This window comes from Stenotrophomonas sp. 115C5 (assembly GCF_056861055.1).
In genome coordinates this window covers 56,166-71,440 of record NZ_JBSPUQ010000006.1, presented here as the reverse complement: position 1 = coordinate 71,440, position 15,275 = coordinate 56,166, and the positions used below count along the sequence as shown (strand labels likewise).

The following is a 15,275-nucleotide window of genomic DNA, read 5'->3' as shown; positions in this document are numbered from 1 at the left end:
TTGAGACGATCAGTGCGCGATCTGGCCGAAGCGGCCGCTGTTGAAGTCGTTGACCGCCTGCGCGATCTCGGCCTGGCTGTTCATCACGAACGGGCCGTAGCCCACCACGGGCTCGTCGATCGGCTCACCGCTGAGCAGCAGCACGGTGGCGTCACTGTCGGCGTCGACGAACACGTCTTCACCGCTGCGGTCGAAGGTGACCAGCTGTGCCTCGCCGACCGGCTGGCCGCCGTTGATCCGCACCGTGCCCTTCAGCACCACCAGCGCCAGCGTGCGGCCATCGGCCACCGGCAGTTCGGCGTGGTGGCCCTGCCGCAGGCGGATGTCCCAGACATCCATCGGCGTGTGGGTACGCGCCGGGCCTGCGTGGCCGTCGAAGCGGCCGGCGATGACACGTACGCGGCCGGTGCCTTCAGGCAGTTCAACCGAGGGGATCTGTGCGTCAAGCAGCGTCTGGTAGCCCGGCGCACCCATCTTGTCCCGCGCCGGCAGGTTCACCCACAGCTGGACCATGTCCAGCGTGCCGCCCCGCTTGCTGAATTCCGGCGCGTGGAATTCCTCGTGGAGGATGCCGGAGGCAGCGGTCATCCACTGCACGTCACCCGGGCCGATGGTGCCCCCGGCCCCGGTCGAATCACGGTGGGCGACCTCGCCCTCATAGACAATGGTGACGGTCTCGAATCCGCGATGCGGATGCTGGCCGACGCCACGCGGGGTATCGCTGGGGGCGAAGGTGTAGGGGCCGGCATAGTCCAGCAGCAGGAACGGGCTCAGGTGCTGGCCGTGGGTGTTGTAGGAAAACATCGAGCGGGCGGGGAATCCGTCGCCTACCCAGTGCGGGCGGGGGGCGCTGTAGGTACCGGTGACACGCTTCATGGCGATCTCCTGGCCGGGGCTGCCGGCCGCTGTTCTTCGTTGCGAAGACGATATAGCCGTGACAATTGGCCCGGTAGACGCCAATATTTGCCGTCATAGTCCTATCTGGTGAACAATGGTTGCAGGCCGTGGGCCGCAGGAGATCGCCCCGTGTTCATCGCAGATATCCGCCGTTGTGACCTCAACGACCTGTTCTACTTCGCCATGGTGGTCGAGCACGGCGGCTTCTCGCAGGCCGGCCGGGCATTGGCCATGCCCAAGTCGAAACTGAGCCGGCGTATCGCGCTGCTAGAGGAACGGTTGGGCGTACGCCTGATCCAGCGCTCGACCCGGCGCTTCTCGGTCACCGAGGTCGGCCAGGACTACTACCGCCATTGCAAGGCAATGCTGGTCGAGGCCGAAGCGGCCGAAGAAGCGATTGCGATGTCACGCGCCGAGCCGCGCGGCACCATCCGCCTGGCATGCCCGATCGCGATCCTGCATGCGCGCATCGGCACGATGCTGGCCGATTTCCTCGCCCTGCACCCGCAGGTGACGGTGCAGCTGGATGCCACCAACCGACGCGTCGATGTGGTGGGCGAGGGTGTGGACGTGGCGATCCGCGTGCGGCCGCCGCCGCTGGAGGACAGCGACCTGGTGGTACGTGTGCTGGCGCGCCGGGTCTGGTGCACCAGTGCCAGCCCGGCGCTGCTGCAGCGGCTGGGCACGCCGCAGGTGCCGGCTGATCTGGCGATGATGCCGACGGTGGATCTGGCATCGCCCAGCCAGCAGCATGTATGGGAGTACACCGGGCCGGAGGACGTGCAGGCGAGTGTGCACCATCGTCCCCGGCTGGTCAGCGATGACATGATCGCGCTGCGCACCGCTGCGGTGGCCGGGGTGGGCCTGCTGATGCTGCCGCGGATGATGATCAGCGACGAGCTGGCCAGCGGTGCGCTGGTGCCGGTGCTGCCGGAGTGGGCGCCAAAGCATGGCATCGTGCACGCAGTGTTCCCGTCGCGACGCGGCCTGTTGCCTGCGGTGCGTGCGCTGATCGACTACCTCGCCGAACGCTTCGAGGCGCTGGAGGAACCGTAGATCCGCCATCCACGCAGGGCGTGGATCTACCGGGGCGGGGTGGCCCCCTCCGGCACATACACCATGCGCCCATCCGGCAACCGATAGGTCACGCCAGCCTTGACGCCGCCGCCTTCGCCGATCTCGCCGGTGGACTGGTAGCGGGTCAGTTCCTCACCCTGCTTGACGGTGATGCGCATGTTGGCCTGGCCGGGGTTCTCGATCACGGTCACGTCCTGGCTGGTGAACGGATTGAGCGGATTGCGCACGATCACGATCATCAGGATGCCGGTGACCACCAGGAACAGGTCGATCAGGTTCACCACCGACAGGATCGGGTCGTCGGCTTCGTCGTCATCCAGGAAGCGCATCAGTGCACCTCCTGCAGGCGTTCGAACATACGCAGTTCCTGTAGCAGCCAGCGCCGGCGCACGGTCAGCACCAGGTAGGTCAGGCTGGCGGCGACCAGGGCCAGGATCACCGACGAGAAGGCCACCACCATGTTCTCGCCCACGCCTTGCGCGTCGCTGCGGGTCAACGCCAGCAGCGCCGGTCCCATCGGGATCATGGTAGCGACCAGGCCGAGCATCGGCGCAGTGCGCGAGACGATGCGCAGGCCTTCCAGGCGCTTGAGGATATGCAGTTCCAGGTCGTCACTGCTGCCACCGTGGCGGGCCTGCCAGGCCAGCAGCTCGGGCCGGTGGCGGCCACGCCGGCGCTGCAGCCCTTCCCACAGGAAGGCGCCGAAGCTGAGGAAGGCATAGGCCAGCGACAGCATGATCAGCAGCAGGACCGGTGACAGGAACAGGTGGGAGAGATCGTAAAGCGTGGATTCAAGCGCGTTCATGCGGAAGCCGTGGTGGAGGGGGAACGGGAAGGGCTGGCGCACCGTGCATTGCGCCGCGACTGCAGGGCAGCGCCTGCGCCAAGCAGGGCCAGCAGCACGGCGAGTGCCCAGTGCGTGGCAGGCGAGTGCGGCGCCGGTGGCGGCACTTGCCGCATCACCTGGCCACGCACCTTGGGCGCTGGGGGGGCGGCCGGATCGACGGTGGCGCGTTGTTGGGCGGCGGTGGCGGCAGCATCGGGTGCCGGTGTGGCGGCCGCCGCGCGGCCGAGCCCATAGCCGGGAGGTGCCTGCGTCGGTGCCGGTTCCGGCGCTGACGAGGCCTGCAGCTGCTGCAGGCGCGCCTGCAGCTCCGCACGGGTGCGGTCATCGGGTCGCCAGTAGCCGCGCGCGATCGCCTCCTGCAGGCGCTCGATCATCTGCACCTGCGCGCTGGCGTTGTGCTGCTCGAACCACAGGGCCAGGCCCAGTTGCCGGCTGTCGCGCACGAAGGTGTCATGCACCGCCTGCCACTGGTCGGCACGGACGGTGGCAGGCGCGGTTACCTGCCAGCCGAACAGGTTGTCGACGTTCTTCAGTACCTCCAGCGTGCCGGCATAGCCTTCGGCCTGCATCGCACCGATCCATTGCGGGTTGAGCGTCTGCGCGCGCAGCTCATCGGCAAGGAAGCGTGCGGTGCTGCGCGTACGCGGTGCCGGTTCGCGCAGGTCGGAGACGTAAAGCGCCGGGCTGGCACCGTCGAGGTGGCGCACGGCCAGCGCCAGCCCGCCCAGATACTCGAAGGGATGGTCGGTGCTGAGCAGGCCATGGGTGTTGGAGGAGCGCGACAGCACCGCCGCCTGCACGCCGCGCAGCTGTTCGGCGAACAGGTTGCCGCCGGGCAGGGTGGTCGCCTGGCCGTCACTGCCGTAGCCGTGCTGCAGGCGATCCAGGAAGCCGCTGGCCAGCGCCGCATCGGCCTTGCCCGCTGTGCCGCCGCGCGCCAGCACGGCATGGTTGAGGCCGCTGCCGTACTCGCCGGGGGCGTTGCTGAAGATGCGCAGGCGCGACAGGCGTTGCGCCTGCTCCGCAGGGACACCGTCGCGCTGCAGGCGCTGCTGCACGGCCAGTGCATTGCCGGCAATCGGGTTGCCGGGCGAGGCCGGCATCGCCGCCAGCTGTTCAATGGCGCCGGCCAGCAGTCGCAGGAACGGATCGAACTGGTCGCGGTAGACGCTGGTGGCCTGGATCACCACATCGATGCGTGGGCGTTGCAGTTCTGCGTCGGGCACGATATCCAGGGCGATCACTCTGCCACCACTGTCCCAGCGTGGGCGCAGGCCCAGCGCGTGCAGTACCTGCGCCTCCAGCACGCCGAGATGGCGGATGGCCTCGCTCGACCACAGGCTGATGGCGAGCTTGCGTGGCAGCTGCCCTTCGTGATCATCACGATAGGCCTGCAACAGCTGCTGCAGGGCGAGCTCGCCGGTGTCGAATGCCGCACGGGTGGGAATGCGGTCGGGCTCGAACGCGAACAGGTTGCGGCCACTGCGCAGCTCCGGCGTGCGGATCGGATCGCCGCCGGCGCCGGGCTGCACGAAGCCACCTCCCAGGCCGTGCAGCAGTGATTCGATCTCCTGTGTATCGGCCAGAGCTGCATCCAGTTGCACGGCATGCTGCAGCGCTGCGCGTAGATCCGGGTTGGCGACGCTGCCGATCGGCGCACCGTCGCGCAGATGGCGCGCCAGCGTGCGATAGCCGGGGCCCTGCTGGATCTGCCGGTAGTCCACCGCAGTGGCCTCCATCGGATCTTCGCCCAGCGCTTTCAGATAGCCCGGCCCCAGCTGCTGCATCACCATCAGCAGGCGGTGCTCGGGCGAGGCCGGCTGGCCGAAGGTATGCAGCCCCAGCGGCAGGTTGCGTCGTGCCAGCTCATGCAGATGGTCATGCAGCACCGGCAGGAAGCTGTCGAAGCGCGCCTGCATGTCCACCGCGCTCCAGCCGAGGTCGGCGGCGATGCCGCTGTCGGTGGCCAGTGCGCGCAGGCGTGCGGCGGTGGCATCACGCACCGGCCCCTGGTCCAGCTGCTGCAGTTCGTGCACCACCGCGTGCAGGTCGCGCAGCTCGTCGTACAGGCCGGACGGCGCGAACGGCGGGGTCTGGTGGCTGACCACCACTGCACGGCCACGGCGCTTGGCCTGGATCGCCTCGCCCACGTTGTCCTGGATGTAGGGGTAGAACACCGGCAGTTCGCCCACTGCCAGCCACGGATAATCGGCGGCCCACAGGCCGCGGTCCTTGCCCGGGGTCCATTCCTGCGTGCCATGGGTGCCGAAGTGGATCAGCGCATCGGCCTTCCACTGCTGGCGCAGGTACAGGTACGCCGCCAGGTAGTAGTGGCTCGGCACCGACGCCGTATCGTGGGTGGCCTCGCCAACGCGGCCCGCGCGCGGCGGCTGCGGCATCAGCAGCAGGTTGCCCAGGCGCAGGCGCGGCAGCACGAATACGGCCTGTCCGTGCCGCTGGCGTACCGCGGGGTGGTGTGCAGGATCGCCCCATTGTGCGCGTAGTTCGTCGCGGCGCGAAGCGGGCAGGGACGCCAGCCAGCGGCGGTAGTCGGCCACCGTCAGGGTATCGGCCAGCCCCGCATCGAGCAGCGCGCCCAACCGCTCAGGATGGTAGTAGCCCCCCAGCAGCGCCTGCAGTTGCTCGATCAGGGTCTTTTCATCCACCGGCTGCGTCGAATACCCGGCCTGTGCCAGCCGTGGCAGCAGCGTCTCGATGCTGCGCGGTACGTTGAGATGCGACGCGGACAGGTTGCGCTCGCCGTCCGGCGCATTCCAGAATAGCAGTGCCAGGCGCTTGTCGGCCGCGGCCGTGTGGCGGAGCGCGGCCAACCGCTGCAGCTTGGCGGCCAGCGCATCGATCTGTTCGGGAATTGGCTGCAGTTCACCGCGTGCATTGGCCGAGACCACGATCGGATCACTGGCGCCCCAGGCTTCGGGTACAGCGAGGAAAGTCGCCAGCGTCGCCATCGGAATGCCGGTGGTCGCTGCGCGCCAGTCATCCGCATCGCCTTGCCGATGGTTCAGCGCCTGCAGCACCGGCACGTCCAGCGTGGCGAATTCGGCGGCACGCGCGCTGCCGTTCTGCAGATGGGTCAGATTGACCAGCGCATCCACCTCGATGCCGCGCAGCGCCTGCTTCAAGCCATCGTCGGCGGCGGCATCGAACCAGACCCCGAACAGCGCGACTTTGCGTGCGCGCCCGGCCTCGATCAGTGCGTCCAGCACCTGGGCCTGCATGCCACTGAGCATGCTGCCGGAAACCAGTACGGCCACTTTCGGCCACGACGCCTGGCCATCGCGCTGCCACTGCGCCTGCAAGGCCTGCGGGCTGTCCAGCCACTGGCTGCCGCGCGTGCTGTAGCCGGTGGCCGGCAGCACCTGCGGCAGCGGCAGTCCGTCGGTCCCGGCACCGCTGCGCCAGGCCTGCAGGTAGGCAGCCAGCGTGCGGATGTTGGCCTCGCCACCATTGCCGTAGTAACCGGCGATCCTGCGCGCCACCTCGGCGGGCAGGTGGCCGGAGGCCGGTGCACCGCCGCCCACGCGCAGCCACGGCACCTTGCCGTTCTGCAAGGGCCCATCAACCACCGCCATCACCTGTTCGACATCGGTCGATCGCGGCGTATCCAGCAGCACCAGGTCGGCGCTCGCCGGCCAGTCAGCGGGCAGCGCTGCCGCCGGGTCAACCACGCGCTGCTGGAAGCGCACCCCTGCCGGCGCGCCCAGTGCATCCAGTCGGGCGATCCTGCCGGGCAGCACGAAGCTGCTGCTGACCACCTCCACCCGCAGGGGGTCGGGCGAGGCACGGGCCGATGCGGCAAGCATCAGCCACCCGAGCAGCAGCCATATCCACCCGCTGCGCATGGTCAGAACGCCAGTTCGATGCCGGCATGCACGTAGCGGCCGGTTTCCGGATAGGGGTACAACGCGCCGGTTTCGTCCAGCCGCTTGTCGGCCAGGTTGTCGATGCCGGCCACCACGCTCACCGCCGCAGTCACGCGCCAGCGCGCATCCAGCGACCACAGCCAGTAGTCGGGCAGGGTCGCCTGGCTGCTGCCGGCCACCTGCTGCTGTGGGCCGATGTACTCGCCACGTACCGCAGCCTGCAGCGGTCCGCGCTGCCAGTTCAGCGCAGTTGCACCGCTACGGCGCGGACGCTCTGGCAACCATTGGTCGGTCTGGCGGTCACGCGGGTCCAGCCAGCTCCAGTTCGCCTCGAAGGAAAGATGCTCGCTGATCGGTGCGGTGCCGGCCAGCTCGAGGCCACGGATGCGGGCACGGGCCACGTTGGTGTAGTTGCGCAGTTCGCGGCCGCGTACACCGCAGGCACGCACGCAGGTGGTCTGGATCAGGTCCTTGAGCTCGTTCTGGAAGGCGGTGGCCTGCAGCGACCAGCGTTGCTGCTGCCAGGCGACCGACAGTTCGGCACTCGTGTTCTGCTCCGGCTTCAACTGCGGATTGCCGACAATGGTGAAACGCCCACCGCCACCCACCGCGGAGTACTCCGGCGACAGCTGCTTCAGGCTCGGCGCCTTGAAGCCGCTGCCGATGCCGCCCTTGATCGTCAGTGCTTCAGTGGCGTGCCACACCGCATAGGCGCGCGGGCTGTGGTGCCAGCCGAACTCGGGATGGCGGTCGCCGCGGCTGCCGAATACCAGCGAGAGTGCGTCGCTCACCTGGATCTCGTCCTGCACGAACACCGCGCTCTGGTCGGACTGCAGGTGGCCACTACGCGCACCGGCCGCATCATCAAGTTCCTGGCGCCGCCATTCGCCACCGACGCTGACGCGGTGGCGTGCACCCAGCGCAACGGTGGCGCGCGCATCGACGATCTGGTCGGTCAGCTGCTGCGGCCGCGAGGCCTCGCCGCGGTCGCGACGGTTGTCGCGGTCCAGCGTTGCACGGTAGGCGCTCACCCGGGTTTGCCCCCAGTCCCACTCGCCCTGGTGGCTCAGTGTGGTCTGGCGGCGACGGATGTCGTCGATGGTCTCGTACACGTAGGGTGCGGTGCCGGCCTGCAGCGCATGGCGGCGGCGTTCCTCGCTGCCCTGCAGGTGCGAAAGATCGATGCGCTGGTGCGCATCCGGCGTCCAGGTCAGTACCGCACGCCCGGTATTGGCACGGCGTCCCTCCTGTTCGTCCAGGCGGTCGTCGGTGGGGTCGCGGGTGGCATCCTTCTGCCGGTGTTCGGCAAACACACTCAGGCCCAGCGTGCCGGGCAGCAGTGCGCCACCGGCGTAGAAGCCGGCCTGGGTAGTGTTGCCACCGCGGTCACCGCCAACCACGCCGGCGTTGTAGACCAGGTTGCCTTGCCAGTCGTCGGTGGCGCGGCGGCTGATCACGTTGACCACGCCGCCCAGCGCCTCCGAGCCGTACAGCGAGGACATCGGACCGCGTACCACCTCGATGCGTTCGATCGCGGCAGCAGGCAGCCAGCCCAGATCGAAATCCGAGTGGGCGATGGCATCGGCCGACGCACTGACGCGCTGGCCGTCCAGCAGCACCAGCGTATAGCCCGGGTCCATGCCACGGATGCGGATGCCGCGGCGACCGAAGCCGACCCCGGCCACCGTCACGCCCGGGCTGCCGCGTAGTGCGTCGGCCAGGTCCAGCACCGGCCGCAGCTGGATCTGCTCACGGGTGATCACGCTGATGGAGGCGGGCGCGTCGCTGGCCAGGCGATCGGTGGCCGTGGCGGTCACCACGATCGGATCCAGCTGCGAAGGGGCGTCTGCCGCCGCTGCCACTGCGGGCGCCAAGGCAAGGAAGATCGCGCCGGACAGGCGGCGGGCGGGGACGGAACGGGACATGGGAAGGGGTCGCTATGAATGTGACGATATAACATAGCATTCTCTTCACAAGATCTTCATAGGCCGAAGGTCCTGCCTGTAGCGACCTCGCTGAATGGGGTGCGGTATCGCGGCGGGACGCCTACAATCCCGGCTCGGACCGTCGCCATCACGCCCATCATTCCCCGGTCCGGCCTTGGCACCTATGTCTCCCAATGCCCTGGCGCTGGTCGAGCTGCTGATTCGCGAGCGCCGTGCGTTGTCTCGCTTCATCGCGCGCTATCTCGACCCGGCCAGTACCGAGGACACCCTGCAGAACCTGTACCTGAAGGCCAGCAGCGTGCCCGGCGACCCGCCCATCCTGGAGCCGCGCGGCTATCTGTACCGGATGGCCTATCACCACGCGCTCAACCGCAGCCAGGCCGATGCCCGCGAACGCCGCGCCATGGCCGAGTACGCCACCGACATGGCCGAGGCGGGCCTCGACGGCGAGGCTCAGGCGCTGGACCAGGCACAACTGCGCGAGATCACCCAGACCATCCTTGCGCTGCCAGCGCAGGTACGCGAATGCTTCGTGCTCAACCGGTATCTGGGCCTGAGCGAGCGCGAGATCGCCGCCCGGCTGGGTATTTCCAAGAGCCTGGTCGGCAAGCATGTGCTGCGCGCGGCGCTGTTGATCCAGCAGCACCAGCAGGGAATGCATCGATGAGCTGCGATTGCCGTGGGCAGATCGCGCCCGCCGTTGTCACAACAGGAAAGCGCACCCGTTCGCGGTGCGGCAGGCCACAACCATGACCACGTCCGAACCCTCGCCGCGTCAGGCCAGGCAGGCGTTGCGCTGGGTGATCCGGTGCAGTGCAGGCCCGCTGCCGGAACGCCAGCAACGAACCCTGCAGCGCTGGCTGCAGGCGAATCCCCGCCACGCGTTGGCATGGCGCCAGCAGCAGGCCTTCTGGCAAGGGTTGGATGCCGCCGGGCCCGAGGTGCTGGCCGCGCTGCCTGGGTTGACGGCTGATCGCCAAGGGTTGCGCCCGATCGCGCCGCGTCGGCGCCTGCCGTGGTTGCTGGCCAGTGCTGCCGCGGTGGTGCTGATGGTTGCCGCTGCGCCACACGCGCTGCTGCTGGCACGCAGTGACCTGCGCAGCAGCGATGCACCGCGCGTGGTGCAGCTGGAGGACGGCAGCACCGCGGTACTTGATGCGGGCACCGCACTGGCGGTTGCGTTCGATGGCCAGCAGCGGCGCCTGCGCCTGCTGCGCGGCCAGGCCTGGTTCCAGGTGGCGCATGAACAGCGACCGTTCCAGGTCGAGGCCGGCGGTGGCCAGATCCGTGACATCGGCACCGCCTTCAGCGTGTCGATGCAGGACACCACGGTCGTAACCCAGGTCAGTGAGGGCGTAGTGGATGTGCGCCCCGGCGATGGCAGCGTACAGCGCCTGCATGCCGGGCAGGCACGGGTGTTCCGTGACGGTCGCTGGCTGCAGCCGCTGCGGCAGGCCGATCCGGATGCCGTGGCGCCGTGGCGGCGTGGCGAGGTAGTGATCGACGATCAGCCGGCCGCGCAGGCCATCGCCGATCTGGCGCGCTACCGCCGTGCTCCGGTGTGGGTACTGGGCGGGCAGGGCACGGACGTACGGGTCAGTGGCCTGTTCCACCTGCAGCAGCCGGAGACCGCCATTGACGCGGTGGCCGCACAGGCGGGACTGCGCGTGCAGCGCTTGCCAGGTGGCGCGCTGGTGGTGTGGTGAGGTGCCTGCGGCGCAGCGCACGGCCCGCCAGATGAAAAAAACATGAAAAACCGTGGGCACTCGCTGTGCCCTCCTGTCTATAGAGGTATAGCCAGAGCGAAACACCGTTTCTCCTCAAGCCAGACATGCCACCGGCACCGGATGTGCCCGTGGTTCCGCCACGCTTGAGGAGTTCCTGTCCATGCCGTCCACGGCATTCGCCTGTCATCGTCGCGCCACCGTCCTGGCCCTGGCCATCTCCACCGCACTGCTGCCGCTGGCCTGGGTGCCTGCCGTGCAGGCGCAACCGGCGATCGTCGCGCCGGTGCGCCAGTACGCCATTCCGGAACAGCCCTTGGCCGACGCCGTGCGTGCCTTTGGCCGCCAGGCCGACGTGCAGGTGGTGTTCCGCAGCGATCTGGTGCAGGGCCGCCGTTCGAGTGCGGTGAACGGTGAGTACAGCCAGATGCAGGCCCTGCAGCAGCTGCTGCGCGGGAGTGGCGTGCGTGCACAGCGCGGCATGGACGGTACCTGGAGCCTGCGGGCCGCAGCGGAGGCGGGTGAGGGGGAAGGGGTGCGGGTGACCGAAACACTGGACGTGGCCGGTCGCCTGCAGTCGGAAGGGGGCGAGGCGCGTGATCGGCGCGGCTACGATGATGTGTTCGCGCTGGACCTGACCACGGCGTATTCGGGGCGTGACCGGGTGGAGCGCTATCGCGGCTCCAATCCGGCCGACGTGGTCAAGGATCTGGTCGGTGTGTTCAGTGGCGACGCACGCAACAGCGGCGCGCTGGACATCAACATCCGCGGCATCCAGGGGCCGGGGCGGGTGCCGGTCAGCATCGACGGTGGCGAGCAGGCGCTCACGGTCTGGCGTGGCTACAACGGTGTCAGCAACCGCAACTACATCGATCCCAACCTGATGGGTGGCATCCAGGTCATCAAGGGGCCAGGGCTGGTGCGCGATGTGCATAGTGGGATCGGTGGTGCGCTGGTGATCAAGACCATCGACCTCGATGACATCGTTGCAGCCGGCGAGCGCTTCGGCGGGGAGCTGAAGATCGAAGGCAGCAGCAATGCGGTGGCGCCGCGCCTGCCGCGCCTGCACACCGGCGAGGACTACCGCACGGTATCCGGCTTCCCGCAGGCGTCGCCGGCCTCGCCCTACGACGACCGCACCCTGGTGGTGCCGGTGAAGTCGCGCAGCGGTAACAACCCCTTCGACGGCGAGGACCAGGCCTGGCGCCTGGCGCTCGGTTATCGCGGCGACACCGTGGACCTGATGGCCGCCTACGCCTGGCGCAAGCGCGGCAACTACTTCTCCGGCAGCAAGGGCAGTGGCTACTACGACCAGGATCCGCGCGAGCAGTTCGAGTACCAGGGTATCGATTACATCACCACGCTGGCGCGCTACTTCAAGCCCGGCGATGAAGTGCCCAACACCTCCAGCGAGCAGGAATCGTGGCTGCTGAAGGGCAGCTGGCAGATCAACGATGACCAGCAGCTCAAGGCCACGTGGCGGCGCACGCTGTCGCGCTACGGCGAGATCATGCCCTCGCGCATCCTGTCCGCGCCGGATTACGGCCGTATCCAGTGGCCGCTCAGCCGCGTCGCCTCCGATGCCTGGAACCTGGAGTACCGCTTCCAGCCGGCCGGCAGCCGCTGGCTGGACCTCTACGCCAACCTGTGGCGCACCGAGACGGACAGCGATACCTACACCGCAGGCGGCTTCCCGAACTTCGCACCGGGCAATCCGGACTGGAATGCCGGTGCCAGCCCGATTCTGCGCAACACCGCGCTGGCAAATGCGAGCAACGACCGGACCGGCCTGACCCTGAGCAACCGCTTCGCCCTGCATTCGACCCTGGACCTGACCGTGGGCGGCAACTGGCAATACGAGAAGCTCGGTTCGCGTGACCCGTATTTCGGCCCGTCCGACGGCTGGCGCATGTACCCGCGCGCTGGCCGTCGCCAGGAGGGCGAGGGCTACCTCACTCTGGAATGGCGTCCGGTCGACTTCCTGACCCTCAATGCCGGCGTGCGTTACAGCCGTTACTGGGCGTTCGACGACTTCCTGCAGGCCCACCCGGAACTGCAGACGACCTCGATCGTGCCGCGCGAAGCGCAGTACCGGGTGAATGAACTGCCGCCGCGGCCGGACAGCCTGCAGGGCGAGATCGACGCACTCGAGAGCGAGCGGGAATTCTGGGACAGCATCGGCATGGGCTGGATCGTCGATCAGTCGCTGGCCGACCTGCTGCGCAAGTACGAGACACCCAGGGAGGTCCAGCACGGCATTCCCTGGTTGCCCGATGCCAACGGCAACTACAGCCGTGCCACCAATCCCTGCCTCAACGGCCAGGTCGCTGCCATCCCCGGGCTGCTGCCGATGGTGCTCGGCACCGACATCCGCTGCAGGATCGGGGGCGGGGCGATGCAGTCGGTGGCCGGGCGCAACGAACGGCACCGCGATCACGCCTGGTTGCCGACGTTCTCGGCGACGGTGCGTTTCTCGCCGGCCGCTCGCGCCTATCTGCGCTACAGCGAGGCGGTGCGCTTTCCCAGCATGTTCGAAAGCACCATTGCGTTCTCCAGCAGCCTCAATCCGCTGTATCCACTCAAGCCGGAGCATGCCTACAACTACGAGCTGGGGTACGTGCACAACCTTTCCGGGCTGTTCGGCAACACCGCCGATGCCGACGTCAAGCTGGCTTATTACGTGCACAAGACCCGCAATGTCATCGAGCGTGATGCGTACTTCATGTTCGACAACATCGACAAGCAGACTGTCCGCGGCATCGAGCTGCAGGCGCGCTTCGACAACCGGCGCTTCTTCACCGATCTGGGCATCAGCCGCATCCTTGAAAACGAAGTCTGCGATGAAAGCTCGGCGGTACGGCTGGATGCGGACCAGGGGCGGGTGCCCAACTGCGTCCAGGATGGCTTCGTCAGCGGCTATCTGTTGACCCAGGCCACGCCGAAGCTGTCGGTGAACTGGTCACTCGGCACCCGCCTGTTCGATGAGCGCCTGGAGCTGGGCAGCCGCATCGTGCACTACCAGCGGCACGACAATCCGGACCTGCAGGCCTACCGCGACCGCCTGATCGCCGGGGGCAGCAGCCTGCTCTGGCAGAACGTGCCTTTCACCTGGGGAAACATCACCACGGTGGATGCCTACGCCCGCTGGCGCTTCAACCAGCACGCCAGCGTCGAGCTGGTCGGCAGCAATCTCGGCAACCGCTATTACGTCGACCCGGCAACACGCTCAACGCTGCCTGCACCGGGCCGCACGATCAAGCTTGGCGTCACGGCGCGCTTCTGAGTCCGCATTCGACAGGGAGAACCACCGATGAAACAGCACCGTACCCTTGTACTTTCGATCGGCCTGCTGGCTTCCATGCCGGTCATGGCTGCCGACATCACTGGTGGGCAGAGCCCGGCCCAGGACGGTGTCCATTACATCAATGCTGGCGAATCGACACTCAACGCCGGTCCGCACCGCTCCGGCCGCGCAGGCATTTCGTTGGGGCCGTATGCCAACGCGGCGCGAGTGGACGTGGCCAGCCTGGTGCCCTACGCCAACACGGTGGTGCGTGGCGCAACCACGGTCCGCACGCTGGGCCCGGACGCAGGCCTGCCGTTCGCCACCGCTGGCGTGGGCCACTTCAGCTTCGTGCAGGTGGGCAATGCAGATGTCTGGTTCGGTGAATGGTCATCCAGTGGCGCGCAGGCGGGCTTCAATCACCGCCAGGTGTTCTTCGTCGGTGACCGTGCCGGTACTTCGCTGCCGGCAGGCGTCGTCACCTACACCCTGACTGGCATCAACCGCTTTGATGGCAGCAGCGTGCTGGAAGGTGCACTGCGGGCGAATTTCGATACCGGTACCGTCACCGCCGGCTTGGTCGGGACCGGATACAGGCTCGCCGCGAGCGCCACGCTGGATCGCGCCACCGGTGCGTTCAGCGGTTCGGCCATCGCCAATGGTTCGATCATCGGTACCAGCAGCGGCCAGTTCTTCGGCGCCGGTGCCAGTGCCGTGACCGGCATCGCAACCTTTGCCGGCAACAGCCAGTTCGATACGTCCTTCGGCGGTCAGCGCAACTGATCCGCCGCCGTTCCTTTTCGTGTTGTACCCGTAGTTCCCTCAACCCAAGGAGCAATACCATGAAAATGATCAACCGTTCCCTGTTGGCCGTCGCCGCTGCGCTGGCCCTGGCCGGCACCGCGCAGGCGGCCGACATCGTCGGCGCTGCCAGCCCGGCGACCGATGCGCAGCTGTACGTCAAGGTGGGTGCGTCGGAAGTCAACGGCGGCCCGCACTCGGCCGGCAAGGCCGGTATCGGCGTCGGCACCGTGTCCAATGCCAAGCCGGTCGATTTCCAGGGCCTTGCGGCCTACTCGGCCCCGACCACCGTCAATGGTGTCACCGTACGCACTCTGGCTATGCCGATCACCGGTACCCCGGGCAGCCATTCCGGCATGGGCCACTTCAACTTCGTCAAGGTCGGCAGCGGCGATGTGTGGTTCGGCGAGTGGTCCAAGGATGGCGCCGCTGGTGGTTTCAACAACCGCCAGGTCTACTTCGTCGGTGACCGTGCCGGCACCACGCTGCCGGCCGGTGTGGCCACCTACAGCGTCGCGGGCCTGAACAAGTTCAATGGCAGCAACCTGCTGTCGGGCACCTTCCGCGCCAACTTCGGCAATGGCACCCTGCTCGGTGGCCTGAGCGGTGGCGGCCTGTCGATCAACGTCAACGCCAACATCAACAGCGCCAACGCCTCGTTCGCCGGCACCGCCACCGCCAACGGCTCGGTCAGCGGCACCACCCAGGGCCAGTTCTTCGGCGCCAACGCGGCCACCCTGGCCGGTATCGCCACCTTCACCGGCAACAGCCAGTACGACACCGCCTTCGGCGGCAGCAAGAACTGATCGCCACGCC

11 protein-coding genes are annotated in these 15,275 nt (G+C 67.9%); 6 read left to right on the top strand and 5 right to left on the bottom strand.

The window, feature by feature from the left end; genetic code table 11:
• Positions 1 to 9: 9 nt before the first annotated feature.
• Positions 10 to 876: a pirin family protein gene (locus AC13FN_RS09615; protein ID WP_049437534.1), complete on the bottom strand. Its 867-nt coding sequence runs from the start codon at positions 874 to 876 to the stop codon at positions 10 to 12.
• Positions 877 to 1,026: 150 nt separating this feature from the next.
• On the opposite strand from AC13FN_RS09615, the gene AC13FN_RS09610 reads away from it, so the two are divergent.
• Positions 1,027 to 1,953, top strand: a complete 927-nt coding sequence (locus AC13FN_RS09610) for a LysR family transcriptional regulator (protein ID WP_049437533.1) — start codon at positions 1,027 to 1,029, stop codon at positions 1,951 to 1,953.
• A 26-nt stretch (positions 1,954 to 1,979) separates the two neighbouring features.
• Here the strand turns inward: AC13FN_RS09610 and AC13FN_RS09605 are convergent, their stop codons facing one another.
• Genes AC13FN_RS09605 through AC13FN_RS09590 form a run of 4 tightly spaced genes read right to left on the bottom strand, consistent with a single transcriptional unit; the run spans position 1,980 to position 8,630 of the window.
• Positions 1,980 to 2,303, bottom strand: a complete 324-nt coding sequence (locus AC13FN_RS09605; protein ID WP_197645886.1) for a DUF2149 domain-containing protein — start codon at positions 2,301 to 2,303, stop codon at positions 1,980 to 1,982.
• Positions 2,303 to 2,779 (bottom strand): MotA/TolQ/ExbB proton channel family protein, encoded by a 477-nt coding sequence (locus AC13FN_RS09600; protein ID WP_478412611.1) that lies wholly within the window; start codon positions 2,777 to 2,779, stop codon positions 2,303 to 2,305. Before AC13FN_RS09600 ends, AC13FN_RS09605 begins: the two co-directional genes overlap by 1 nt.
• A complete protein-coding gene (gene cobN / locus AC13FN_RS09595; protein WP_482984690.1) occupies positions 2,776 to 6,684 on the bottom strand; it encodes a cobaltochelatase subunit CobN in 3,909 nt (1,302 codons plus the stop codon). The genes AC13FN_RS09600 and cobN overlap by 4 nt, the downstream gene beginning before the upstream one ends.
• A 2-nt stretch (positions 6,685 to 6,686) precedes the next feature.
• On the bottom strand, positions 6,687 to 8,630 hold the full coding sequence (locus AC13FN_RS09590) for a TonB-dependent receptor domain-containing protein (RefSeq protein WP_312392463.1): 1,944 nt from the start codon (positions 8,628 to 8,630) through the stop codon (positions 6,687 to 6,689).
• A 184-nt stretch (positions 8,631 to 8,814) separates the two neighbouring features.
• Here AC13FN_RS09590 and AC13FN_RS09585 point away from each other — a divergent pair, with 184 nt between their 5' ends.
• The 5 genes from AC13FN_RS09585 (at position 8,815) to AC13FN_RS09565 (ending at position 15,265) form a co-directional block, all read left to right on the top strand.
• Positions 8,815 to 9,318, top strand: coding sequence for an RNA polymerase sigma factor (locus AC13FN_RS09585; RefSeq protein ID WP_049437525.1), 504 nt, complete (start codon positions 8,815 to 8,817; stop codon positions 9,316 to 9,318).
• A gap of 82 nt (positions 9,319 to 9,400) precedes the next feature.
• Positions 9,401 to 10,357 (top strand): FecR family protein, encoded by a 957-nt coding sequence (locus tag AC13FN_RS09580; protein ID WP_312392461.1) that lies wholly within the window; start codon positions 9,401 to 9,403, stop codon positions 10,355 to 10,357.
• Positions 10,358 to 10,538: 181 nt separating this feature from the next.
• Positions 10,539 to 13,658 carry a TonB-dependent receptor gene (locus AC13FN_RS09575; protein ID WP_482984691.1) on the top strand — a complete coding sequence of 1,040 codons (3,120 nt, stop codon included), beginning with the start codon at positions 10,539 to 10,541 and terminating at the stop codon, positions 13,656 to 13,658.
• A 27-nt stretch (positions 13,659 to 13,685) separates the two neighbouring features.
• Positions 13,686 to 14,441 carry a Slam-dependent surface lipoprotein gene (locus tag AC13FN_RS09570; RefSeq protein ID WP_478412607.1) on the top strand — a complete coding sequence of 252 codons (756 nt, stop codon included), beginning with the start codon at positions 13,686 to 13,688 and terminating at the stop codon, positions 14,439 to 14,441.
• A gap of 59 nt (positions 14,442 to 14,500) precedes the next feature.
• Positions 14,501 to 15,265, top strand: coding sequence for a Slam-dependent surface lipoprotein (locus tag AC13FN_RS09565; RefSeq protein ID WP_049437519.1), 765 nt, complete (start codon positions 14,501 to 14,503; stop codon positions 15,263 to 15,265).
• Positions 15,266 to 15,275: the final 10 nt, after the last annotated feature.

Excerpts from the sequence above, each read along its gene's own strand:
- cobN (WP_482984690.1), bottom strand. The coding sequence starts at position 6,684 with ATGCGCAGCGGGTGGATATGGCTGCTGCTCGGGTGGCTGATGCTTGCC.
- AC13FN_RS09565 (WP_049437519.1), top strand. The coding sequence starts at position 14,501 with ATGAAAATGATCAACCGTTCCCTGTTGGCCGTCGCCGCTGCGCTGGCC.
- AC13FN_RS09575 (WP_482984691.1), top strand. The coding sequence starts at position 10,539 with ATGCCGTCCACGGCATTCGCCTGTCATCGTCGCGCCACCGTCCTGGCC.
- AC13FN_RS09600 (WP_478412611.1), bottom strand. The coding sequence starts at position 2,779 with ATGAACGCGCTTGAATCCACGCTTTACGATCTCTCCCACCTGTTCCTG.
- AC13FN_RS09585 (WP_049437525.1), top strand. The coding sequence starts at position 8,815 with ATGTCTCCCAATGCCCTGGCGCTGGTCGAGCTGCTGATTCGCGAGCGC.
- AC13FN_RS09605 (WP_197645886.1), bottom strand. The coding sequence starts at position 2,303 with ATGCGCTTCCTGGATGACGACGAAGCCGACGACCCGATCCTGTCGGTG.
- AC13FN_RS09570 (WP_478412607.1), top strand. The coding sequence starts at position 13,686 with ATGAAACAGCACCGTACCCTTGTACTTTCGATCGGCCTGCTGGCTTCC.
- AC13FN_RS09615 (WP_049437534.1), bottom strand. The coding sequence starts at position 876 with ATGAAGCGTGTCACCGGTACCTACAGCGCCCCCCGCCCGCACTGGGTA.
- AC13FN_RS09590 (WP_312392463.1), bottom strand. The coding sequence starts at position 8,630 with ATGTCCCGTTCCGTCCCCGCCCGCCGCCTGTCCGGCGCGATCTTCCTT.
- AC13FN_RS09580 (WP_312392461.1), top strand. The coding sequence starts at position 9,401 with ATGACCACGTCCGAACCCTCGCCGCGTCAGGCCAGGCAGGCGTTGCGC.